Origin of the sequence: Paenibacillus sp. GCM10027630 (assembly GCF_042676305.1) — a bacterium.
Lineage (GTDB): Bacteria > Bacillota > Bacilli > Paenibacillales > NBRC-103111 > Paenibacillus_S.
The window spans coordinates 1-22,843 of record NZ_JBHTGY010000043.1; the positions used below are offsets into that span (position 1 = coordinate 1).

General features: G+C 47.1%; 23 protein-coding genes. 12 read left to right on the forward strand and 11 right to left on the reverse strand.

The annotated features are described in order from the left end of the window. Positions 1-1,249: 1,249 nt before the first annotated feature. From tsaD to ACFQ0C_RS21915, 7 genes are all read right to left on the reverse strand, one after another. Positions 1,250-2,257: a tRNA (adenosine(37)-N6)-threonylcarbamoyltransferase complex transferase subunit TsaD gene (gene tsaD, locus ACFQ0C_RS21885; RefSeq protein ID WP_379369605.1), complete on the reverse strand. Its 1,008-nt coding sequence runs from the start codon at positions 2,255-2,257 to the stop codon at positions 1,250-1,252. Positions 2,258-2,355: 98 nt separating this feature from the next. Further along, positions 2,356-2,874 carry a ribosomal protein S18-alanine N-acetyltransferase gene (rimI, locus tag ACFQ0C_RS21890; protein WP_379369566.1) on the reverse strand — a complete coding sequence of 173 codons (519 nt, stop codon included), beginning with the start codon at positions 2,872-2,874 and terminating at the stop codon, positions 2,356-2,358. 14 nt (positions 2,875-2,888) lie between these two features. Beyond that, positions 2,889-3,791: a tRNA (adenosine(37)-N6)-threonylcarbamoyltransferase complex dimerization subunit type 1 TsaB gene (gene tsaB / locus ACFQ0C_RS21895; RefSeq protein ID WP_379369568.1), complete on the reverse strand. Its 903-nt coding sequence runs from the start codon at positions 3,789-3,791 to the stop codon at positions 2,889-2,891. Beyond that, positions 3,791-4,282, reverse strand: a complete 492-nt coding sequence (gene tsaE / locus ACFQ0C_RS21900) for a tRNA (adenosine(37)-N6)-threonylcarbamoyltransferase complex ATPase subunit type 1 TsaE (protein WP_379369570.1) — start codon at positions 4,280-4,282, stop codon at positions 3,791-3,793. Before tsaE ends, tsaB begins: the two co-directional genes overlap by 1 nt. 6 nt (positions 4,283-4,288) lie before the next feature. Then, positions 4,289-5,332: a thiamine-phosphate kinase gene (thiL, locus tag ACFQ0C_RS21905; RefSeq protein WP_379369572.1), complete on the reverse strand. Its 1,044-nt coding sequence runs from the start codon at positions 5,330-5,332 to the stop codon at positions 4,289-4,291. A 243-nt stretch (positions 5,333-5,575) separates the two neighbouring features. After that, the gene (locus tag ACFQ0C_RS21910) at positions 5,576-5,758 is read right to left on the reverse strand and encodes an H-type small acid-soluble spore protein (RefSeq protein WP_258218184.1); all 183 of its coding nucleotides are present in this window, start codon (positions 5,756-5,758) and stop codon (positions 5,576-5,578) included. 4 nt (positions 5,759-5,762) lie between these two features. Then, positions 5,763-5,993, reverse strand: coding sequence for a hypothetical protein (locus tag ACFQ0C_RS21915; RefSeq protein ID WP_258218211.1), 231 nt, complete (start codon positions 5,991-5,993; stop codon positions 5,763-5,765). Positions 5,994-6,140: 147 nt separating this feature from the next. On the opposite strand from ACFQ0C_RS21915, the gene ku reads away from it, so the two are divergent. The 3 genes from ku (at position 6,141) to ACFQ0C_RS21930 (ending at position 8,904) form a co-directional block, all read left to right on the forward strand. Then, complete coding sequence (ku, locus tag ACFQ0C_RS21920) at positions 6,141-6,986, forward strand: non-homologous end joining protein Ku (RefSeq protein ID WP_258218185.1); 846 nt, start codon at positions 6,141-6,143, stop codon at positions 6,984-6,986. Next, positions 6,983-7,897: an ATP-dependent DNA ligase gene (locus tag ACFQ0C_RS21925; RefSeq protein WP_379369575.1), complete on the forward strand. Its 915-nt coding sequence runs from the start codon at positions 6,983-6,985 to the stop codon at positions 7,895-7,897. The genes ku and ACFQ0C_RS21925 overlap by 4 nt, the downstream gene beginning before the upstream one ends. Positions 7,898-8,010: 113 nt before the next feature. Further along, positions 8,011-8,904, forward strand: coding sequence for a DNA polymerase domain-containing protein (locus ACFQ0C_RS21930; RefSeq protein ID WP_379369577.1), 894 nt, complete (start codon positions 8,011-8,013; stop codon positions 8,902-8,904). A gap of 235 nt (positions 8,905-9,139) precedes the next feature. On the opposite strand, the gene cls is transcribed toward ACFQ0C_RS21930, so the two are convergent. Next, positions 9,140-10,570: a cardiolipin synthase gene (gene cls / locus ACFQ0C_RS21935; RefSeq protein ID WP_379369579.1), complete on the reverse strand. Its 1,431-nt coding sequence runs from the start codon at positions 10,568-10,570 to the stop codon at positions 9,140-9,142. A gap of 222 nt (positions 10,571-10,792) precedes the next feature. On the opposite strand from cls, the gene ACFQ0C_RS21940 reads away from it, so the two are divergent. The 4 genes from ACFQ0C_RS21940 to ACFQ0C_RS21955 are packed head-to-tail and all read left to right on the forward strand — an operon-like array spanning position 10,793 to position 15,304. Beyond that, complete coding sequence (locus tag ACFQ0C_RS21940; RefSeq protein WP_379369581.1) at positions 10,793-12,418, forward strand: spore germination protein; 1,626 nt, start codon at positions 10,793-10,795, stop codon at positions 12,416-12,418. Continuing rightward, on the forward strand, positions 12,418-13,587 hold the full coding sequence (locus tag ACFQ0C_RS21945) for a Ger(x)C family spore germination protein (RefSeq protein ID WP_379369583.1): 1,170 nt from the start codon (positions 12,418-12,420) through the stop codon (positions 13,585-13,587). Before ACFQ0C_RS21940 ends, ACFQ0C_RS21945 begins: the two co-directional genes overlap by 1 nt. Beyond that, positions 13,584-13,814, forward strand: a complete 231-nt coding sequence (locus ACFQ0C_RS21950; protein ID WP_379369585.1) for a hypothetical protein — start codon at positions 13,584-13,586, stop codon at positions 13,812-13,814. Before ACFQ0C_RS21945 ends, ACFQ0C_RS21950 begins: the two co-directional genes overlap by 4 nt. A gap of 26 nt (positions 13,815-13,840) precedes the next feature. After that, the gene (locus ACFQ0C_RS21955) at positions 13,841-15,304 is read left to right on the forward strand and encodes a GerAB/ArcD/ProY family transporter (protein WP_379369587.1); all 1,464 of its coding nucleotides are present in this window, start codon (positions 13,841-13,843) and stop codon (positions 15,302-15,304) included. 59 nt (positions 15,305-15,363) lie between these two features. On the opposite strand, the gene ACFQ0C_RS21960 is transcribed toward ACFQ0C_RS21955, so the two are convergent. Continuing rightward, complete coding sequence (locus ACFQ0C_RS21960; RefSeq protein ID WP_379369589.1) at positions 15,364-15,735, reverse strand: hypothetical protein; 372 nt, start codon at positions 15,733-15,735, stop codon at positions 15,364-15,366. An 80-nt stretch (positions 15,736-15,815) separates the two neighbouring features. Here ACFQ0C_RS21960 and ACFQ0C_RS21965 point away from each other — a divergent pair, with 80 nt between their 5' ends. From ACFQ0C_RS21965 to ACFQ0C_RS21975, 3 genes are read left to right on the forward strand one after another with little or no spacing between them, the layout of a single operon-like run. Then, on the forward strand, positions 15,816-16,802 hold the full coding sequence (locus tag ACFQ0C_RS21965) for a peptidoglycan DD-metalloendopeptidase family protein (protein ID WP_379369591.1): 987 nt from the start codon (positions 15,816-15,818) through the stop codon (positions 16,800-16,802). 56 nt (positions 16,803-16,858) lie between these two features. Next, the gene (locus ACFQ0C_RS21970) at positions 16,859-17,260 is read left to right on the forward strand and encodes a bactofilin family protein (RefSeq protein WP_379369593.1); all 402 of its coding nucleotides are present in this window, start codon (positions 16,859-16,861) and stop codon (positions 17,258-17,260) included. 27 nt (positions 17,261-17,287) lie between these two features. Next, entirely contained in the window at positions 17,288-18,031 is a 744-nt protein-coding gene (locus ACFQ0C_RS21975; RefSeq protein WP_379369595.1) for an HAD family hydrolase, read from the forward strand. 133 nt (positions 18,032-18,164) lie between these two features. On the opposite strand, the gene ACFQ0C_RS21980 is transcribed toward ACFQ0C_RS21975, so the two are convergent. Continuing rightward, positions 18,165-19,706 (reverse strand): DUF4153 domain-containing protein, encoded by a 1,542-nt coding sequence (locus ACFQ0C_RS21980; protein WP_379369597.1) that lies wholly within the window; start codon positions 19,704-19,706, stop codon positions 18,165-18,167. 31 nt (positions 19,707-19,737) lie between these two features. Further along, on the reverse strand, positions 19,738-20,166 hold the full coding sequence (locus tag ACFQ0C_RS21985; RefSeq protein WP_379369599.1) for a hypothetical protein: 429 nt from the start codon (positions 20,164-20,166) through the stop codon (positions 19,738-19,740). A gap of 163 nt (positions 20,167-20,329) precedes the next feature. Between ACFQ0C_RS21985 and ACFQ0C_RS21990 the strand changes: the two genes are divergently transcribed. Both ACFQ0C_RS21990 and ACFQ0C_RS21995 read left to right on the forward strand, forming a co-directional pair. Beyond that, the gene (locus ACFQ0C_RS21990) at positions 20,330-22,162 is read left to right on the forward strand and encodes an ABC transporter substrate-binding protein (RefSeq protein WP_379369601.1); all 1,833 of its coding nucleotides are present in this window, start codon (positions 20,330-20,332) and stop codon (positions 22,160-22,162) included. A gap of 4 nt (positions 22,163-22,166) precedes the next feature. Then, positions 22,167-22,658 (forward strand): hypothetical protein, encoded by a 492-nt coding sequence (locus ACFQ0C_RS21995; protein ID WP_379369603.1) that lies wholly within the window; start codon positions 22,167-22,169, stop codon positions 22,656-22,658. Positions 22,659-22,843 lie beyond the last annotated feature (185 nt).

Sequence of the window (22,843 nt, forward strand, 5' to 3'; positions counted from 1 at the left end):
AAGACCGTTTAACGCAAGCTTGTCTTAAGCTCAAAAGTAATGCTAGCGAGAATTTGCATTCTCTATTTTAACACTCACTCGTTGTTCAGTTTTCAAAGGGCAATCTTCGACCATATTCGCTTTGTTTCGTTCTCTTTCGACAACCTCTCAAAAGCGACCTGATCAATATATCATATTCGTCTACACCATTGCAAGTACTTTTTTTGAAGTCTCTTTATTTTCTTCTTCAAAATTCGACTGCCTCAGAAGCGACAAGATGTAATATAACAAATTCAAAAAGAGAATGCAAGCATTAAATAATAGAAATTTCAACCAACTACACCCCTCAGTCAAGTCTCCTAATTTGAAATAATGCAAGCGCCGGGGCAAGCCCTAGCAACATTTCTTAATCGATAGAGTAAAATGCTAGAATCTCCATGCTGTTCAATAGGCCGATAAAAATAAGAAAAGCTTCTATTCGAAGTCCTTTCGATGAAGATACATTCGTGTCTAAGCGGTAGCTTTTCTTGCAATAACAGACTTCTTCAGTTTCGCTGAAAACTTATTAAGTCTGATATTATAATAAAGAGGCTGTCCCAAAAGGGTATCAGTGAATGAATCAGTCCCAAACTGTGTACAAAGACGCCTCCAAAACCACCATGTAAGCGGAAATGGTAGCGTCTTTTTGTAGGGAAATTCCCATCAGAGTGGGGGTTCGAAAATCGAAAAATGAGTTGGCTGCTTTTTGGATGTTACTTAAGTGATGGGGCGAGAAGCGATGTTCAAAGGCTGCTTTCAATCTAGAGGAGACCCTGATTTGTCGGGGCCGCTGCGGAAGGAAAGAAAATAGATGGAAATTGTAACGCTAATCCAAGATATCGCCTGAAATCAATCTAACTGGAAAAACTAACTCTAATAGAGGTGAAATGGTGGATATCAGCCAAAATACGTAGAATTAGCATGAGGAATTCCAGCTATAAGACTTGGAACGCTATTTTCGGAGTAACTAACTTGACATTTTCCTGATATTGCACGGAGTACGCCAGACTGCCATGCAATGCCGTAACCGAACCACAAGCCACGAACCCGATACCCGCGATGAGTACGCGCTGGAAAGCGAACTCATCTTATTCATCACTAAGAATACACAAGATATGCAAAAAAGCCTTCAATTATTAAAGTGGAATTGAGGGCTCTTTTGCAACCATCTATTCAGGATAAAATGGTGGAGGGGTTGTCTCAAAATGACTTTTGGGACAGCTCCCTATGGTTAAACTGACCATGACTCAAGCTTGATCATGGGCTCTGCCTTCAGTTCAAGCGAGGAGAACTGCCCTCGCTTCAGCTTCAGGAACGCTGCGGCGGCAATCATCGCCGCATTGTCGGTGCACAAGCTGAGCGGCGGAGCGATCAGCGGCACTCCCGCTTCGGCGCAGCGCACAGCCAGCTGCTCCCGCAGCCCTTTGTTGGCGGCCACGCCGCCCGCCAACAGCAGCTGCTTCGCGCCGTATGCTTGCACGGCGCGAAGAGCCTTCTCCACCAGGACTTCGATGACGGAGTCCTGGAAGCCTTTGGCCACGGCACGCGGCTCTAGAGGCTGCCCCTTCATGGCAGCCGAGTTCAACGCGGACAGCACCGCTGATTTCAGCCCGCTAAAGCTGAAATCATACGAGCCCTGCTCCAGCCAGGCACGTGGCAGAGGAAATCCTTCTTCCGCTTCGTGTGCGAGCCGATCGATATGAGGGCCCCCGGGATACGGCAGCTTCAAAGCCCGCGCTACCTTATCGTATGCTTCTCCAGCAGCATCATCTCTAGTCTGGCCGATAATTTGAAAACGGCCCTCCGTCTCTACATACACGAGCTCCGTATGCCCACCCGATACTACTAGAGCCACAAAGGGATATTCCAGCTGATGAACGAGCTGATTAGCGTATATATGCCCGGCAATATGATGTACGCCAATTAATGGAAGATCGAGTGAATACGCCAAAGTTTTGGCTGCCACCACTCCAACCAGCAGCGCACCGATTAAGCCGGGACCTTCTGTCACAGCAACTGCTGACAGCTCCTGCGGACTTACTCCCGCCTTCTCAAACGCTTCCTCGATAATCCACGTTATGCTCTCTACATGTTTACGTGAAGCAACCTCGGGAACGACTCCCCCGAAGCGTTGATGAGTTTCGATTTGGCTCAATACTATATTAGAACGAATAATAGTCCCATTCTCCACAATAGCAACCGAAGTTTCATCACAGCTAGTTTCGATAGCTAGAATCATAGAGGGCTTCTCCGACTGAGACGTACTGCTGCTCTGGCCCACTGACTCCTTGTATTCGGAGGATAAGCTTGCTTGATTGTCTAGATCCGCACTTTTTTTCATAGCAATTCCCCTGTATTTTCATTCAAAGTATGATCATATTTCGGTAAATCGGCCCACATCACCAGAGCATCCTCCCGATTATCGGTATAATAGCCGCGGCGGACTCCGACTGAATGAAAGCCGAGCTTTTCATATAGACGCTGTGCAATAATATTAGAAGGCCTCACTTCAAGGGTCATACGTTCAGCACCTAGGAAGCTCGCTGTTTTTTGCAGTTCCCGCATTAGCATCTCACCCAGCTTTTTGCCGCGGTAGCCTTCACGAACAGCCACATTGGTAACATGCGCCTCATCTATGACCAGCCACATTCCCCCATAGCCTATAACTTGACCTTCATATTCCATTACCATATACCGGGCAAATTGATTGTTGGTCAATTCGTTATGAAAAGCCCCTGCGGTCCATGGTGTGGTGAACGCCTCTCGTTCAATTTCACAAATAGCTGGAATATCATCCAGCCTCATTGCACGGAATTCCAAGGGGCCAATGGCTTCTATACGTTCCTGCGCCTCCATCGTTACGGCCTCCCTTACAGTTTCTTAGCCAATAAATTGGCCTCAGCCTCAGTAAGCTGTGTATAATTCGGTATCAATCCATGCGCTTGCTCAATGCGTCCTTCCTTCCACTGCCTTCTCCCGATTTCGGCAATGTGACAAGCATGTATCTCATGGTTCACTATGCCCGATGCTCCTGCCCATCTAGCAAAGAACTGCTGCAGTACTTCTTCATGCAGTCCCGTTTCTCCAATGAACAATATGCGATCCGGCATGGTGAACCCTGCGCCTGCATTCACAGTTCGCTCTAGCAGTTCTTCTGTCCAGGCCGACATCAGACGAATTCCATCTGCAATCAGACAGCTCCAGCCTTGAGGTGAAGCTTGATACAATCCTGTATAAGCTTGTCCTCTGCGAGCCTCAAGCATCGGGACTATCCAGATCGTCTCGGATTGCTTGCCAAGAGCTGCCTCGGCAGAACCTGCGGTTCCGTTAGTCCCAAACGTTACTTCCGCTTCCACTGTCTCCAAACTCTCATCCGCTGCGCTTATCTTCTGTCCCGGTTTAAGTCCTGCTTCCAATCCAGACAAATAAGCGGCACCACCTCCGAGAGCAAGTGCCTCCAGACTGGATACACCCAATAAAGCCATCCCATGCGTCCAAGCGAAAGTCTTGGCTACTGTGACGCCAATACGCACACCTGTATAAGATCCGGGTCCTACCCCCACCGCTATAGCATCCAATTCCCGCGGGTGGATACCTTCTGAAGACAGCAGTTGCTGGATCAATGGTATCAAATGAATGGAATGATTTCTTTCTGCCTTGGAATTCAATTCGCCGAGCAGCTCTCCTCCACGGGTTAAAGCTACCGACATGGAGCTTGTTGAGGTATCAATTGCAAGCAATGTGCCGTTAATAGATTTAGATGTACTTGTCATTATAAAATTCCGTTCTCCTTTAGCTGCTCGCACCATTGTATGTAAGTATTTCCGTGAGGGATTAACCGGAACATACGCCCCTGCCCTCCTTCACCGCAATGCTCAATAGTTATGGAAAGCCTTTCTTCAGGTAAAAGCTCCTCAATCAAGGAAGACCACTCAATCAAAGTAACCCCGTCGCCGTAAAAATAATCGTCCAAACCAAGCTCGTCTGCCTCATCAATAGACAAGCGATATACGTCCATATGATAAAAAGGGAGTGACTCCCCTTCATATTCTTTAATCAACGTGAAGGTCGGGCTGTTCACAATACCTTTAACGCCGATTGCTTTGGCTACTGCTTGTGAAAATGTCGTCTTACCCGCCCCTAGATCCCCATCCAGTGTTATGACGGTTCCCGGAACAAACCTCACGGCAAGTGCAGCCGCAAGAGCACCCGTCTGTTCAGTATTGCCAGATTTATATGAATAGTAATAAGCCGGAGCTGTCATCTGCAATCAGCCCTTTCGAAAATGGTTATAGCCTTTTTTATCAATGGGAACGACATATCCGCTGCTTTGGACCAGCCTCACTCCATCGGCTTCTTCGTTGACGTAGCCTATTATATAGAGGGCAAGACCCGCTTCCCTGAATTTCATCTGCATCGAGATGGCATGCTCGGCTGGCATAGTGCCAAGGAGCTGATAGTCCTCACCGCCGAATAATATGTAATCAAGCGGATCCTCCTCCGCATCCATCGAATAAACCATTAGCTCGTCGGCTATAGGAATCTTGTCTTCAATAAGATCAATGCCTACTCCGGACGCCTCGGAGATTTCCCAAGCCTCGCTGGCCAGTCCATCACTTACGTCATTCAACGCATGGCATACTCCGGATTCCTGAAGCAGTCGCCCCGCTTCAATCCGCGGATTCGGCCGGCAGTGTGCTTGAACCAAACGATCTAGCTCCGGTTGGCTCTGCGCTTGATCTGGCCATTGGTCCGCCGGCAAATCGCGCTTAAGCAAATAATCCAAGCCCGCTGCCGAGCAGCCAAGCATTCCGGTAACAAATAACACATCACCTGGTTCAGCTGTAGAGCGAAGCAGAGCTTTGTCCTTCTCCACTTCACCTATAACGGTTACAGTAATCGTAATTCCGCCCATCGAAGACGTTGTGTCTCCCCCCGCAATCACTACATTCCATTGGTTCGCACAATCGTATAACCCAAGGTACAGCTCTTCCAATCGGGCAAGCTCCGTACCCTGAGGACAGCTTACAGCGACCAGCGCATACTTGGGCAACGCTCCCATCGCAGCAATATCGCTAATCGCCGATGCCATCGCCTTATAGCCGATATCCTGATCCCGCATAGTTGTATTTTTAAAATGTATCGTTTCTGTCATCGTATCGCAAGTCATTACCAGCTGATAGCCTGGTGATATATTGGCTACAGCAGCATCATCCCCAATGCCAGTCTCAACCCCTCCGGCTTGCTGAAAAGAACGCGACTGCTTGCCGTCTGTCAACCACTGAATGAGAGCAAATTCATCAATAGAGCTCACCTTACAACCGCCTCCGTCATGTATTGTCCCTATTATAGCCCTCCCATTCTCATGTAGCAATACAACATAACCTTGCTGGCTATAAAGAAAAATACATTGCGCTGTCTTTGGTTTACAATTTGCGTTTGTGCATTCAACTAACAAAAAAGCCCTATCCTCAGCAACTAACTCAAGGAAAGGGCAATAGCAGTGCTTTTGATTACCTGCATCTACGCTAACAGGCTTTGCTGAATGAACCCAGCTTTATTGAACCTCCTGAAGCTCCTCTACCGACACAACTCTTGCCTCGGCCGGCCGCTGCTCTTCATGGACTTTTGCCGTTTCCTGCGCAGGGTCCACACTATCAATCCATACGGATACTCCGTTTAGCTCAACCTCAATTTTGGCCTCCGACTGTAATATTTCTTGAGCGCGATATAGCTTCACCTGACTATTCCTCGCCTTGAATAACCGATTCGGGATGGTCCATCGTATCCGTCGTAGACTCCTCAATAAGCCCGTTATTGACAGAGACATACCCCCCACCGAGTCCTTCATTAACCATTCTGTCAATGTCCATGAAGTAATCCTCCCGGCCTTGATGGAGCGCATCTGTCGCTGCTTCGTTCAACTCTCCCTGACTCTCTTGCTCCGCTTGATTACCTTGATTTTTTTGCCCCATCGATCTGCTCCTCCTTAGAGTCTTACTTTTAGCCTAAACAGAATTGAACGCATAGTCGTTTCTGTTGGTTTTATCATTCCTCTCTTGGTGTGAATCATTCATGATGTGGGGATACTAGTGATAATAACTTTAAAAGGAGATGCTGCTATGCATACAGTGTGGAAAGGTGCAATCAGCTTCGGCTTGGTTCATGTTCCTGTCAAAATGTTTTCAGCCACGGAAGATAAGGATATATCCATGCGATATATCCATAAGGAATGTACGACACCGCTAAATTTTGTGCGCAAATGCCTTACCTGTGAGCGCGAGGTGGAATGGGAAGAAATTGCCCGGGGGTATGAATATGAGCCTGGCGCCTTTGTTTTATTCGAAAAGGACGAATTGGATAATCTGAATGGCGAGGTTACCAAAGAAATCAAAATTCTTGATTTTGTCCAATTGACGGATATCGACCCCATTTATTTTCAAAAAACTTACTTTCTCGCGCCTAACGAAACAGGAGCAAATGCTTACAATCTGCTGCTGGAAGCTATGAAGCAGTCCGGGAAAATTGGCATTGCCAAAGTGTCGATCCGTACCAAAAGCAGCTTGGCCGCTATTCGGGTCATCGATAATTGCATCGCTATGGAGACTATTTTTTACCCCGATGAAATCCGTTCGGTTGAGCAGGTTCCCAATCTGCCGCAGCAAAGCAATGTGAACGATAAAGAGCTGCAAATGGCAAAAATGCTGATAGACCAGTTAACGACTCCTTTTGAACCGGAAAAATATAAAGATGACTACCGAGAAGCCGTACTTAATGCGATCGAGCAAAAGGTAAGCGGACACCAGATCAGCGTCGCGCCTGAGCCTCATAGAACGAATGTCGTGGATCTTATGTCTGCGCTTCAGGCCAGTCTGGATGCTATGAAGCCATTGCCGGAAACATCAGGACCTAAACCAAAAGCAAGAAAATCAGCCAAGGAGGATAAAGTGAAGGACACTGTATCATGACAATTTTGCTGCCCAAGGACCCTATGGCCCCTATTGCCGTCGATACGCTGCCCGTAGGAGAAAAGTGGGGCTATCAAATTAAGTGGGATGGTGTACGGCTGCTTGCACGAATGGAAGAGGGTCGGACCGAGCTGTTTTCAAGGCAGATGCTCAATAAATCGCTCCTCTATCCAGAAGCCATGGAACTGCTTGAGCCCATACAGCAAAAACACACCTGCCTGATTGACGGTGAAGCGGTCATTTTCGACCAAAGCAAGCAGCGGCCCAATTTTCAGCTGATTCTTAAAAGGGAACGTTCACGCTCATTCAAGGCAGGAGTTCATGACGGCAATCATTTTATCTTTGTGCTTTTTGATCTGCTGTATTGGAACGGAGAAGACTTGCGTTCCCTCCCTTATGCGGAGCGCCATCGCAGACTGCTGCAGCTTGTACCGGACAAGCAGCCCCAGCTGTTTGTAACGGATCTGTTCAGCGATCTATCGGCGCTGTGGAGTTGGGTTGAGCAAGGCGGCTGGGAAGGCGTTGTAGCCAAGAGACTTGCCAGCCCTTACCGTGAAGGAAAGCGGCATAAAGACTGGTATAAAAAGAAGACATCGCTGCTGTTCGAAGTTGCCATACCTGGCCTGATTATTCGTGGAGGACATGTTGCAAGTCTCATTATGGCCAAAGACGGCGTACTATTCGGCCGAGTTTCATCGGGTTTGGACGAAAAGCGCAAAGCCCAATTGCTGCAGGAGGGCTCTAAGCGCAAGCTGGATACGCCGCAGTTCGGCACACTCCCCGCTGAGTTAAAAAAGGAGCAAATTTTGTGGCTCCGCAGCCCGTTTCTTTGCACGGTAACTGGACTTGAAGTCACCTCAGATGGACAACTGCGTCATCCCAAAATCGTAAAGTTCCATGATATCAAATAGGGTTAGTTTATACCCTGAATCTTTAACCGTCTAAACGTCTAATTATCTAAAAAGTTATGCATGCAAACTTGCTAAGCAGATTTTCTTACGGATACCCTAAGGAGGTTCACCAGATGGCTGTTGCAGTGAAGAATAAAGGAACCGTAGTTATCGAGGGACAGGAGATTACGATTACAAATCCGAACAAACTGCTGTGGCCGGAGATGGGGATCAGCAAAATCATTTATTTAGAAAAGCTGCTCATGCTGGCCCCTTACTTGTTGACATATTGCCGCAACCGCTATTTAACGACCATTCGTTTTCCTAATGGCTATGCCGATAAGTCGTTTTATCAGAAAAACGCTCCCGAGCCTATACCTGATTTTGTTAAAACAGAAGTGCTGGAAGGCATTAATTATGTACATCTGGACTCTGCCCCCACCCTGCTGTGGCTGGGTAATTTGGCAAGCCTCGAGTTTCATCCGTCCTTTCACCTGATCGGTGAACAGCTGCCTGAAGAATGGCTCATCGACATCGATCCAAGCTTGGACCCAGAGCCTCGCATCATGGAGGCAGCCGAAATAATCGGTGAGGCGCTTGATCGGATGAACATCCAATCCGTCCCCAAAACCTCCGGAGCCACAGGTGTGCAAATTTATGTGCCCATTGTACGTGAACATGGCTATACCTTTGAGCAGCTGCGTAAGATCGGCCATTTTGTAGCTCAATACTCCGTTCAGAAGTACCCCAAGCTGTTTACCATTGAGCGTCTAAAGAAGGATCGCGGCAAGCTTATCTATATCGATTATTTGCAGCATTGGTATGGAAAGACGCTATCCGCTCCGTACACGCCGCGGGCACGCAAAGACGCGACCGTTTCCACCCCGCTCCGCTGGGATGAAGTAGCCCGCCGCTGCGACCCGCGTGAGTTCAATCTTCTTACCATTGGTGATCGTTTAGCACAAACGGGGGATTTGATTCAACAGCTTCCTCCCCAAAGCCTGAAGCATGTATTGTCTTTTATTTAATATAAAAGTCTTCTAGGAGTCTCGCCCGCCCACGATATTTCGTGAATATTAATTGATTGGTTATGGAGGGATAAGGGAATGGTACGGAAAGTTTACGGCCGCCTTTGAAATGAAGTTGTTACCGCAAGGTAAGTTAAAGACAACTTAAATTTCAAGAGCGGTGGAGTGCCATCCCTTTCCTGTAATAACCATAGAAATGATTAATATTCACGGTTCTGCTTTCGTTCGAAGACTCCTAGAATAACGGCGACAGAAGTCGTGCCGCAGCTTCTTTACCCTTCTGAGCCCTTGAGCGTTTAACGAATACCTCCAGCTTCAATTCCTCGCTCTCCTTTAGATCCTGCAGAAAATCCGCTTCCAGCCGCCCGATCGTTTCCTTATCAAATAGCACGGCATTAAGCTCAAAATTGCTAAAAAAACTGCGCATATCCATATTTGCCGTACCTACCGACGCCAGAATGTCATCTATGATGAGTACCTTAGCGTGGATGAAGCCCTTTTTATAGGAGTAAAAACGTACGCCTGCCTGCATCAGCTCTTCAAAATAAGATAATGAAGCATAATGAACCAGCTTGGAATCCGGACGCTCGGGATAAATAACTCTGACGTCAACTCCGCTGACAGCCGCTGTTTTTAACCCCATATTAATGCTCGGATCAGGCACAAAGTAAGGAGTCGTAATATAAATTCGTTTTTTGGCTGTAGTAATAGCTCCGAAATACATTTCCAGAATAGCATCCAGATTGGAATCCGGACCGCTGCTTATAATTTGGACACGTTTGCTCCCGGTGTTGTAATGCTCTGGAAACAGGATAGGATCGGTTAGCCGCTGCCCGCTTACAAAAAACCAATCGGTAAGAAAGGTGTACTGAAGTGAGTATACGGCATCACCGTTAAGCTCCAAATGCGTATCTCTCCAGAAGCCCAGCTTCGGATTGCCCCCCAAATACTCTTCCCCAATATTGATTCCGCCCAAATATCCTACGCTTCCATCTACAACAACTATTTTTCGGTGATTCCGGTAATTCATCCTTTTATCGAAAAATGCAATAAGCGGCGGCAGGAAAATATAGGTTTCCACACCTGCATCACGAAGTTTGCTTAAGTAGCGCTTGGACAGCTTATAGCTGCCAACACCGTCAAAAATACACCGAATCTTTACACCTTCGGCGGCTTTTCGAACAAGCAGCTCTTCAAATTTGAGTCCGATTGTATCATTGCGAAATGTATAAAACTCAAAATGTATGTACAATTTTGCCTTCTCCATCGCTTCAAGCATTGCCGTAAACGCCATATCAGCGTTAGTCAGCACTCTAACTTCATTCTGTTGCGTGAAGGATGAGCTCGGAATGTTATTTAATAAGGCGTAAAGTCTCGATTCACTGCAAATGTTGTCATGCTGAATTTCTGCTCCATGTATCTGCGAAGCCGCATATCTGCGTCCTTCATATTGCGGATTAGGGATATAGCGAAGCTTCTTTCGCCTAACCTTTTTATGCTGTGTATATTCCTTGGCCAAGAAATAGTACATGATAAATCCAATTATCGGGAATACAAACAGAATGACCAGCCAAGCTACGGTTTTTGAAGGATGACGAAATTCATGCAGCAGAATGGTGATGATCTGAAATATAAATAACACCAATGCAACCATTAACCAGACCAAGGCAGCCACCCTCCTCTTCTCGGTAAGTCAACCCGTTCGATCCGGTATTCTATTATCTTTGACCTTTAACTGATCTGTTATACCAGTGCGGGCCAGCGCTTTGGAGCTCTCAGTTTGACAGCCGGCAGGAAATAATTTAATAATTTCTGTTTTTTTAGGAAACATAGTATGTGATACTCTCCTCCACACCTTGGTTCTTTAGGAAAATACAAGGAGGTCGCCATGTTCAAAACGAAAAGCCGGGATAAAAAAAATCCAGACTCCAAAGATTCATCCTTGCAAAATTTCGACTACCAGTTCATCACTGAGCTGAAATCGGTACCGATTTTTATGACTCTTGAGGAAAATAAAACCTATTTGACTGGACTATTCGAGGATTGCTCGGACTTCGTCATCAGGGAATTTAAAATAGAGGAAAGCGTTAAAGCGATCCTATTTTTCGTCGATGGTCTGGTGAACTGTGAGCTGGCCAACGAAGCGATGAAATCTCTCATGATACTTGAGGGACGAGAGCAGCTGATCGACCGCATTATGGAAACGACATTGCCCGTATCCCAAATTCAGCAAACGGACAATTATTCCGAACTGCTTCTTTCTATATTAGGTGGAGATGCAGGGCTAATTGTTGAGGGCAACAATCAAGCCTTGCTGCTAGGTATTCGCGGGGCATCGCTGCGTTCCATCAATGAGCCTGAAACCGAATCCGTCATTCGTGGACCGCGTGAGGGGTTCGTTGAAAATATACGGACCAATACATCCATGATCCGCCGGAAACTGAAGACACCTCATCTCAAGATGAAGAACTTGACCATCGGGCGGGAAAGCAATACATGCGTTGTCGTAACTTACCTGCAGGACATAGCAGATCCGAATATTGTAGAAGAGCTATTGAAAAGGCTGGATAAGATCGATATTGATGCCGTTCTGGAATCGGGATATTTGGAAGAATTCATTCAGGATTCCGCATTTTCTCCCTTTCCGCAGGTTCAATATACGGAAAGGCCCGATATGGTTGCTGCAGCTCTGCTGCAAGGCAGGGTCGGAATTATCGTAGACGGGACTCCATTCGTTCTGATAATTCCGTTCGTCTTTGTGGAAATTATGCAAGCGAGTGAGGACTATTACGAGCGGTTTCAAATCTCAACTTTAATCCGTTGGCTGCGGTATGTCTTTGTTATATTATCCCTGCTAACTCCCGGCCTTTATGTCGCAATTACTACGTTCCATCAAGACCTGCTGCCGACCACCTTGCTGCTTTCTATTGCGGCTGCGCGCGAAGCGATTCCTTTTCCTGCTGTTGTAGAAGCATTGATCATGGAAATTACCTTTGAGGCGCTGCGAGAAGCCGGGATCCGATTGCCCAAAACCATCGGCTCTGCCGTGAGTATCCTTGGTGCTCTGGTAGTAGGGCAAGCGGCCGTTCAGGCTGGAATTGTCTCGGCACCCATGGTTATCGTCGTTTCCATTACGGGTATCGCATCCTTCACCATTCCAAAGTTTAATGGAGCGATAGCGATTCGAATGCTCCGCTTTCCCATTATTTTCGCTGCTGCATTTTTCGGTATATTCGGTATTTTTATCATGGTAATGTTCATCCTCGGACATATGGCGAACTTACGCTCCTTCGGCGTTCCCTACTTGTCACCAATCGGACCTCTGTCCTCAAGCGATATGAAGGATGTTCTGATCCGTGCGCCCTGGTGGAAAATGGAGAAACGTCCAACCTACATGCCATTGAAAGATTCTATACGCCAAGGCGATGATTTATCAAATGAGATCTCCGAGCTGGGGGGACAAACCGGACTGAATATCAAGCATACTAATGGTGGAGAGGAAGATGTCCATTGATGAAGCGTTGTGTTCTGAGTCTCTTGCTGCTGACACTCCTTCTTCCGCTAACCGGCTGTTGGGACCGCACAGAAATCAATGACATCGGCTTTGTGCTATCAACAGCGCTTGATATTGAGAAGGACGGCCAAGTCCGCTATTCCGTATTGCTCCCGCTTCCAGGCCAGATGGGGGGGCCTGGCGGAGGCGGAGGCGGCACTAGCGGAGATAAAAGCTACTATATCGATTCTGAGGTAGGACGCACCTATCGAGAGGCCCAGATGAAGCTGCAAAAGAGAATGTCGCGGCGTATGTATCTGGCACATCGAAGAACCATTCTAATTGGGGAGGAAATGGCTAAGCGGGGAATTCGAGATTTATTCGACGCTACTCCACGAAGTCCCGAAAACAGAATGTCGACATATATGCTGGTTACCAAAGGGACGGCTTATGAGATGCTGCAAGCTACCCCCCGCTTCGAAAGATTTCCTTCAGAAGCGATCCGTGAGCTTGCCAAGTACCGTGCTTTTGGGGACATGAATATGAAGGACATTGCATTAGGCTTAAGCTCTCAGGGTGGAGATCCGGTTGCCGTTTATGTAGCAGTCAAGGAATCGCAAAAAGGCGAAAAGACTTCAAAGGAGATTGAACTCAAAGGCTACGTTCAGTTTCGTGGAGATAAAATGATAGGAACATTTGAGAATGAAACTGCACAAGGATTCTCCTGGCTTCATAATAGTAACACCATCGAAAGCGTCACCTTGATGGTCGCCGAGGAGCATCTGATGACTTTAAACGTTTATAATACCAAAACGAAAATCACCGTCAATATAAATAACGGGAACATAGAATACCTGATTAAAACCATGGCCAAAGCAAGGCTGTCGGAGGACCGTTCCTTTTATGACCTAAGTCAGATGAATAAAATGATTGAGGTTGAAAATACTCTATCCGCCTATATCAAAAAGAGCATGCAAGCTTTAATTGATAAATCAATAAAAACCAATACGGACCCCGCCCTCCTGGGGACCTATATATGGCGCGCTTACCCGGACCAATGGAAAAAAACCTTCAAGGAACAATGGCCGGATGCGATGAAGCACGCACATTTCAGCATTCAGGTAGAGAGCGATATCACTAACACAGGGTTGATCTACGAAAATGTAACCAAGGAGAGAATAGATGAATGAACAAGATATTTCTGGTCGCTTTTGGGTTTGTCTTATTGGTGAACCTGCTATTTGATTTAAAAAGACTGCGCAAGCAGCATAAATCAATCAAGGGGATGTACATAACCCTGTATACTCTGACCTGCATTACGTTTATTTCCATGCTTTTCGGGATAAAAATTCCAATGCCAACCCATTTCTTCATCAAACAAGTTTCACCCTGGGTTTTCTCTATCGTTCACCATTAAATCTGACAGAAGAGGCGGTGACAAAAATGGATCAGAAGCAAATTATCAATTATCGGCAATTTTCTTGGCTGACAGCTTCCTTATTGACCGGAGGTGGACTGGTAAGTATCCAGCAGGTGCTGCTAAGAGTTAACAGCATGGATGCATGGATGTCTTATACTCTTCCTACCTTCTATGTCATCGCGCTCTGCTATATATTTAGTCAGATGGTCCGACGATTTCCGGGGAAAAACCTGTTTGAAATCACGAAAATTGTGTTTGGGGGGATGATTGGAACTATAGTCAATCTCGTCTTGCTGCTGCATCTGTGGCTTATTCTTGTACGCGATCTTAGCTCAGTGGGCATGTTTGTAGGAATCACGCTGCTGCCAGAGACACCTGAAGAAATCATTATCATGCTGTTTACCTTACTGCTCCTGTATTATGGAAAAACTAGCGTGGAAGTACTGGCGAGAGTGAACGATCTGATGTTTCCTCTCTTTTTCCTTCTGATTTTATCGTCCTTGATGCTAACCAATGAAATAGATGGCTTTTTATTGCTGCCGACTATGGCTGGAACTATCAAAAATTTCTTAGCCTCAAATACACTAAGTCTGGGCTGGTACGGAGATATTTTCATCATGGGAGCCTTTCTTCACACGCTGTGGGAATCCAAGCAGGTTCACTCCGCTATGCGCCATGGTGTGTTTCTAGCTTCTTTGCTGCTGATAACATTTTTAGTGCTGGAGGTGCTTGTACTTGGACCGAACATGGCAGGCAACTTTCTCTACCCGAACTATAATCTAGTGCAGCAAATCCATATAACCGACTTTTTGGATCGCATGGATTTGATCATCTTAAGCATATGGTTTCCGGTGACGGCTTGTGAGGTTATTCTGATCTACCTCGCATTTATTACAGGCATAGCCAGCTTGGTCAAACAGCGGGACTACAGCTCTATTAACACACCGGTTGTGCTCTTACTTCTGCTGACAACACTTCTTTCCTTTAAAGGCACCTCCGAGGTGTTCAGCTTTGGGAACTACAGCTCGCCAATTATTGTACTTAGCTACCAGCCTGTGTTATTTCTGCTGCTGTGGTTATTTGCCTTCCGGCATCCGGTTAAATCACAATTAAATTCTCCGATGCAGGACAGTCCCCAACAGAAGGACCAAAGCCAGCTCTCAGAAACAGACGGAAAAAGCGGTACGCCGGATCGTACGGAAACTCCAGAAAAGTCGCAGTCCAGATCAAAAAGAAAACGAACATCAAATGGTCAGCCCAATCCAGCTCCAGCCGTATTTCATCCCTTCACACTTCGAACTTGGCAGCTTTCCAGCAACCTTCTTTTACTCATAAGTTTAGTAAGTGTATGTGTAGGATTGTGGATGAGCAAGCACCACTCCAGCATCGGTGTCATTTGTGGCTTTACCTACGGCTTTTGCACAATTGTGGTTGTATTGAGCTCATATATGGAGCTATTTACAGCCAAGCAGCATAGAAAAGGCTGACATAGCCTTGCAGCAGACAAGGTTTTGGATGCGGGAGCAAGGCCAACTAATTAACCGGCTTAGATCTGCTCAATGCTGATCAAATGGTTATAAGGAATTAATATTACAAGCTCTTCCTCTTCGTCTTGACGGGTAACGATGACTTCGGCAAAATCGACTCCCGCCTTAACCAGCACTGCCGAAAAGCTGCCCATATACGTCGTACGCAAGCTAACCTTTGTGCCTCTAGTCCTGCGAGGGACGCCAAGCAGAACAATTTCCTGCAAGGTGTGAGGTACAAAAAATTGTCCACTGACTCGTATAAACCGTTTACCGACCTTTTGCAGCACACCCGGCTCACTTGCAAAGCCCACTGCCTGCAGAGCCACTTCAGATTTCAAATGAAGGGCAAGGCGCTCCATCAAATTGATACGGCTCGTTTTAAAAGACAAGCGAACCCCTCCTCACGGCGTAGCTTTCATTATCTTCACTATATGCCAGGGCCATTCGCAACATACCGAAAGGAGTTATCATGAGATTGAAGTGGTTACAAAACAAGCTGACATTCGTCATTATTCCTGAGGCGAATGGAAGCGTCATGCGTGTGAAGATGTCCCGGGGGGAGCTATACTTGGCCCTCTTAGGTATCATTGCGCTGCTGGGAACAGCCTCGTATTTATACGGTGTCTATTTCCATTCCTCAGCAGCCGCGCAGCTAACCGAAGCGAGAGTGAATGATCAGACCAACCGGTTGGAGCAGGATTTAACGAATAAAAACAAGACAATCGATCATCTGCAAAACGAAGTGTTTCAACTGTCACAGCAGGCTGCTGAGGTGCGGAGCCAGATGGAGCAAATGAAACAGCTGGAGCACGAGCTGAAGAAGCTGACCTCGATGAAGGAAACTCAGTCAGGCTCTGGCTCAGAGACTGCCTCAGAAGTAAAGATACAGGCGGCTGGCGGTATGGGCGGGCCGGCTCATCTTGTTACAACGCAGCAAATGAATACGCTGTTTCACACGACCCATGCCAGCTACATAGCTTTGAAGCAGGAAATCGCCGAGCTTCAGGAGCACTGGACTCAATCCAAGCAATCGATGCTGGCCAAGCAGGATCAGCTGCTGCGAATTCCAAGCCTTTGGCCGACGCATACGAAGACCATCACATCGGCCTTCGGTTATCGCAAGGATCCATTCACCGATAAGCTAAGCTTCCACCGAGGCATCGACATCGCCGGTAAAATGAATGATCCTGTATATGCCTCCGCCAAAGGAACTGCTATAACGGCTGGCTACGATAAATTTCACGGCCACAATATCGTGATTGATCACGGCAATGGAGTGCATACCTGGTACATGCATCTCAATGGCATACTCGTTAAACGCGGGGATCGGATCGAACGGGGCCAGCAAATAGGCAAGCTTGGAACATCAGGCCGAAGCACCGGGCCTCATCTGCATTATGAAATTGTGCATAACGGGAAAAGCACCGATCCCAAGCCTTACTTACCCAATCGGTAGAGTCAACCCTAAATCATAACCGGTGAAGCTTAAACCACATCCAAAGGAGTTCAACCATGTATATGATGAGATTAACCGGCAAGCCCAAGATTCAGCGCCGCTATGCGGCAACCGACACGCTGTTCGGTGAAAAAACATTGTTTGAAGGCAACTGCACCTCTGAGGCCGACATGCGAATTGAAGGGGAGGTAACAGGTGATCTACATACCACCGGAGAGGTCGTTATCGGGGAGAAAGGCTTTGTCCGCTCCACAGTGACAGCCCGGGACGTGATCATTGCCGGACGAATGGAAGGTGTTGTCAAAGCCGACGGCATTGTAAGAATTACAGCTACAGGAAGACTGATTGGCACGGTGCACGCGGGCTCGCTTATTATCGAGAAGGGCGCTCTATTTCAGGGGACCAGCCAAATGGCCGTGATGTCGGGTGATAGGATTTCCCCTTGTACCATGGTATAATTATTGAAAAAAAGTTGGAGTGCTCCTATGATAAAACAAACGATTTTATTCGATCTGGATGATACATTAATCCATTGCAACAAATACTTCGATATTGTCGTTGATCAATTTGCGGATCAGATGGAAATGTGGTTTCACACTTACCATATACCGGTTGAAGAGATTAAGAAGAAACAGTCGCAGATTGACCTGGACCGTGTGCTGCAAAGCGGCTTTGCTCCGGATCATTTTCCTGAATCATTCGTTGAAACCTATGATTATTTCTCCGATTTAACCGGAAGAATCAAAGATACGGACGAAATCGAACGGCTGATGGAGCTTGGGAGAGGTGTTTACGGACATAGCATCGAGCCTTACCCTTTTATGCTGGAAACTTTAAACGAGCTGCAGGCCGATGGACATGTGTTGCATTTGTATACAGGAGGAGACCCCATCATCCAAATGCGCAAGGTTACCGAGGCAGGTCTATTGCCATTTTTCGCCGGCCGTATTCACGTGGCCCGACATAAAACCGTTGATTTTCTTGAAGCGCTTATCGTGGAACAAGGATTAGACCGGAAATCAACCTGGATGATAGGCAACTCATTGCGTACCGATGTAACGCCCGCTTTAAAAACAGGCATTCATTCCATCTTCATGCCAGCTATTCAGGAATGGTCTTTCAATAACGTGGAAGTAGATGCGGAGCCCCAGGGCGCTTACCTTACCTTGACGACACTCAAAGATATTCCCGACGCGATACGTCGTTACTTCTCAGGTGCTACTGTATAAGTAAATGTCGTGTCGTACCTGACTCCTTCAAGTCTGCTGGAGTCAGGAAGTCCGGCGTAACAAGCATAAGATACTGATTAAATCCGCTCCATGCCTCGGATGATCGACCTCAATCCCTTCTCTTACCTCCAGCTCAATCGGTCTGCTTCTGCAGTGCTTTAGCCGCTCTCCACTCGGATACGTTGAACGAAAGCCAGGAAGTTTCCAGCTTAAGCGGCAATCGGTCCTTGATGGTTTGCAGAGCATCCTTCGTCCCCTCTACTTCGGGATGCTTGCTTTGCAAACTTATCAAATAAGGCACTACCTCGAAGCTCAATGATCCCAAGTATCCCGTATCTATTTTACCCGTCGTTTCATAGCGCTTTATATTACTGGAAGCAATGATTCCATCCACTTGGATATAATTCAACAGTACATAAGATGCCATTCCTGCGATTAGGTAAGGCTTCATTAATTGGAAATGGTCCTTTTTTACTTTGATCAGCGCAATAGCAAATAATAGCAGCAGAAATATCATAACGGCGTGGACTAGCACTCTTGATATTGTGAAGCCGTAGGCTTCCTCATACATCGACAAACGGAAATAGGCAGAGCACAGCATAACGGCCGTACAGCCAATAAGCATCGCTAACAGCACCCGCAAAAAGCGATCCATCGAGGGAACCGAGCGGTCTACCCCATGCAGAGTTACCATCAGCAGCGTAAAGTTAATTACAGTGACTACTACAAGCTCTGCGAATCCGCGGCGGGCATATTCGGCATAGGTCACCCCATCAGGCAACAAGGCGGAGCCTCCGGCGAAAAAATACGAAAACTGCACGACGGCGAATAGTACGTAAACTGCATTCATTATTAATAATATCGTGGCTGTAATGGTAGCATCGAAACGCATTGGTTTATTCGCCACCAGCGGATACTCGTCGGGATTTGCAGATTTGATGGAATCCCTTCCCCATTCACCTTCCACTCTCATTGGTTGCTTGATTTCTTTAGGATGGAGCAGCCCATAAATATAGGCGAATAAGGCTATGCTCACTATGACGATCCAGCCTGTTCTGAACATGAATGTCATGATTTCAAACTGCTTCAGCAGCTCCGGCAGCTTGCTCAGCATACGGTCGAACATCGTATCCGCCGATGCTAGCAGCGAGACAACCAGCAGCAGAAGCGGTAATGAAATAGCTATCCCCGCCGAAATTTTCCATATTTGTTGAGAACGGCTTGCGTTAATTTTGCCCGCCAGTGACCTAATGGCTACTTTCACTGGCATCGGCACGTAGCTGAGCGTATGTAGGAACAGCTGCTCCAATACCGCCTGGATAATCCCCCTCTCATACCAGTGAACAGCCCCCTTACGCATAACCCATGTGGTGTGAATCACGATCAGACCGGGAATTACCAATGCATTCAAAAAAGCAAACAGGCTGTTAGTAAAAGCCGTGTAGGTTAATGACAGTAGAACAATCGGCACAACCATCAACAAGGAGGCATCGAAACGAAGCTCGCAGCGTTCCTTCACCGCCCAATAAAAGTAAATATAAAACACAAACATAAACAGGGGATAAGATATTCCCCAGGCTTTTTCATAGAACATCATGTGATGCAGACAGCCGCATAGTAACGCTCCCAGCAGCAACAGCTTATCCTGCTTGATCGCAGAATCATGGATAATCATAATAGATGCTTACCTCCAATGTAAGATCGATTTAGTGAAACCACTGTTCGGCCAGAAGATGAAGCCGCTCACGAGCACACCGTATATAAGGCCCTGCGTACATACGAAGCTCCATACTTTCCTCCAATGAAAGCGCGGAAGGCTCAGCAAGCCTTATCACATACAGCGACAACTGTAATAAACGTCGGTTGGCTTGCGGGTCTCGTTCTATGGAAGCAAGGACGATCTCCTCCTCCGAGGCTAGCAGCCAATCCTTGGCAGTCGTTATCTCTAATTGAGCCATTGAGAAATTAGCAGGGGGAAACATCATCTCAAGCTGCAAACTAGCATAAAAAATGACCATTTGCGCTACAGTCGCCGCATCTTCCTCATCGATAGACCTCTCGGATTCATTCACAAATTGATCAGCCCAATGCAGCTGTAGCGGGCAAGCTTCCGGTTTAATCGGATATCCCTTCATATTCGCTCCTTCCTGTCGTGTCGCAGCACGCAAGCATCTCGTAGGTTAGGTTCGAATCTTATTGTAGACGATAAAACAGGAATAAAAGGCGCAAGTTTGTAAATGGAAATTTCCTGTTTTTCATTCCAGAAAACGGTTATGCTTATGAAAGTGAGGTGAGCCTATGAAATTAGCGAGTCACTATATAAGGTTGAGGGAAAAGCTGCCGCATGTCGGAGAGCGCCAGGAATATGAATTGATGCTGGATGATATGGCTGCAATCCTGGATTGTACCCATCGTAATGTAGCTATGATCTTAAATAAGATGGACAAGCAGGGCTGGCTGCAGTGGCTGCCCAAACGAGGACGGGGCAATAAATCAACCGTTGTGTTTCTTACTCCTGCAGAGGACGTGATCCTGCTGCTGGCGAAGGAACTGGTAGAGCGGAAGGATCTTCGCGGGGCTTTGGAGCAAATGAATGTTTCATCTATACCTGAAACTTTGAAGGAAAATTTCCACAGCTGGCTGAACGGCTATTTTGGATACAGCAGCGAGCTGCGTGACAGCAAGCGTTTCGACACGCTGCGCTTCCCGCTGACCCAGCCTATTCTGACGCTTGACCCCGCGTTTACGAATTTTTCAGCGGAAAGCCATCTTGTTAACCAATTGTTTGACAGTCTGGTCCGGTATAATCGGCTCACGCAGACGGTAGAACCCCATCTTGCTCATGCGTGGGAAGCTGATGCCACGAGAAAATCATGGACTTTTTATTTGCGGAAAGGTGTCTTATTCCATCACGGCAAAGAATTGTCGGCTGAAGATATCCGCTTCACGCTGGAGAGACTTAAGCAATCTTCCGCACGATCCTTGTACCGTTGGGTATACAAGCAGATAGAGCAGATTGACATCAGCGATCCGCTGACCTTAACCGTGCATTTATCGGAACCGAACGAACTGTTTACACAGTTTATGAGCACGAACCGCGCTTCCATCATCCCTATAGACGCCTACACGCAAGGAGGTGAGGAGGCATTCGCCCAAGCTCCTGTCGGAACCGGTCCATTCAAGCTGACCTATCATGATGCATCCATGTGTGTGCTTGATGCTTTCCCGGCTTACTTCCAGGGAAGAGCTCACCTCGATCGCGTGGAATTATGGCATGTGCCCGATATGCAGGAGCAAGATCGGTTTCGCACGCTGGAAAGCTTCCAAATCATCCACAATTACCGGATGCCGGGCGAAGCTGAAAGCGCTTGGCAGCAAGTACAGCAGCAGGGCTCAACCTGCAAATTTGTAACGGTCAATTTGCGGAAGCAAGGGCCGCTGAAGGATCCGGCTGTTCGTGAGGCCATCTGCGGGGCTATCGAGCAGCGGAAAATGCTGGAGCTGCTTGACGGCGATGCCGTTTATGCAGCGGACAGCTTCATCCGGCACACGGCTGTTCAGCCTCCGGTGCTGGAGCCCGCGCGCTTGCGCGAACGGATCAAGCAATCCGGCTATGCCGGTGAGCGGTTGGTCCTGTGCACGATTCCGCATTATGAGCGGGATGCTCTGCTGGTGCAGACCATGCTGCGCGAGGCGGGTGTAGCCGTTGAGGTTATCCTCCTTCCCATGGAGGAATTTAAGGGGGATCGGCGGCTGGAAGCCGATTTATTGTTATTCTCCTTCATGCTCGACAATGACATCGAGCTGCGGCTCATCGATCTGTTCAAAAGCATGCAGCATCATCTGGAGCCAAGCTGCAAATCAGCTGTTGAACAGTTCATTGCAGCTGCGCTGCGGGAGCCGCACCGCGACGGCCGGGCCGGCTTGCTGCAAAGCATAGAAAGGCGGCTCGGCGATGAGCATGTGCTGCGATATTTATATTTTAAAAGGCTAAAAACGACCTACCATGCCTCAGTCAAAGGCATTTCTATGGACTCACTCGACTGGGTGCAGTTCAAAAACATCTGGTTCAAGCCATATTCGGAGCCTTTCGTGAATAGAGTATACAATCACTCATCCCGAAAGGAATGATTTCATGGCAAGGAAAACTCACCCTTTATTGTACCGAGACGAGAAGTATGGGTTTACATTAACCTTTCCGCGTTGGTGGAAACCCTACACCGTTATTAAGAAGCAAAAGTACGACAAGGACACCGAATACGAGCTGCATTTTCGATTCAAATATAAGGGAAAAACTTACGATGATATTTTTGCCTTGCTCGTATACAAGATGACGCGAAAGGAATGGGTCAAGCAAGGCTATGAGGACTCCCCCTTAAGCTTCCTTGCCGAGTCAGATGGGCATGTATTCGCATACATAACCCCCGAAGAGCTTCCTGAAGCATTTGTCGATCCTAAAACCGGCGATTATAATTACAAAAAGTATGGAAATGCGATACGATTGTTGAAACGAATGGTCAATCAGGACGTACCGCGCATCGTTAAAACACTGCATTTTTCAAACACTCCATCGACGATTCGTTCCGTTCCCCTTCGCTCGAAGAAGGTTTGGCCATCAGGCTGTTGATAAAATGAAAAGTCGTTCTCGCAGCATTAGCGAGGACGACTTTTTTATAAACACAAGAAAGACTTAGCGCTTTATAAGCTAAATAGATCTAGAATAAAAAGTGGACACCTCATAAGAGAATGCAGATAATTAAATTACAAAGAGGAAGAGGTGTCCGGTGTGGGAGAGATGAGACAGAGGTTCAG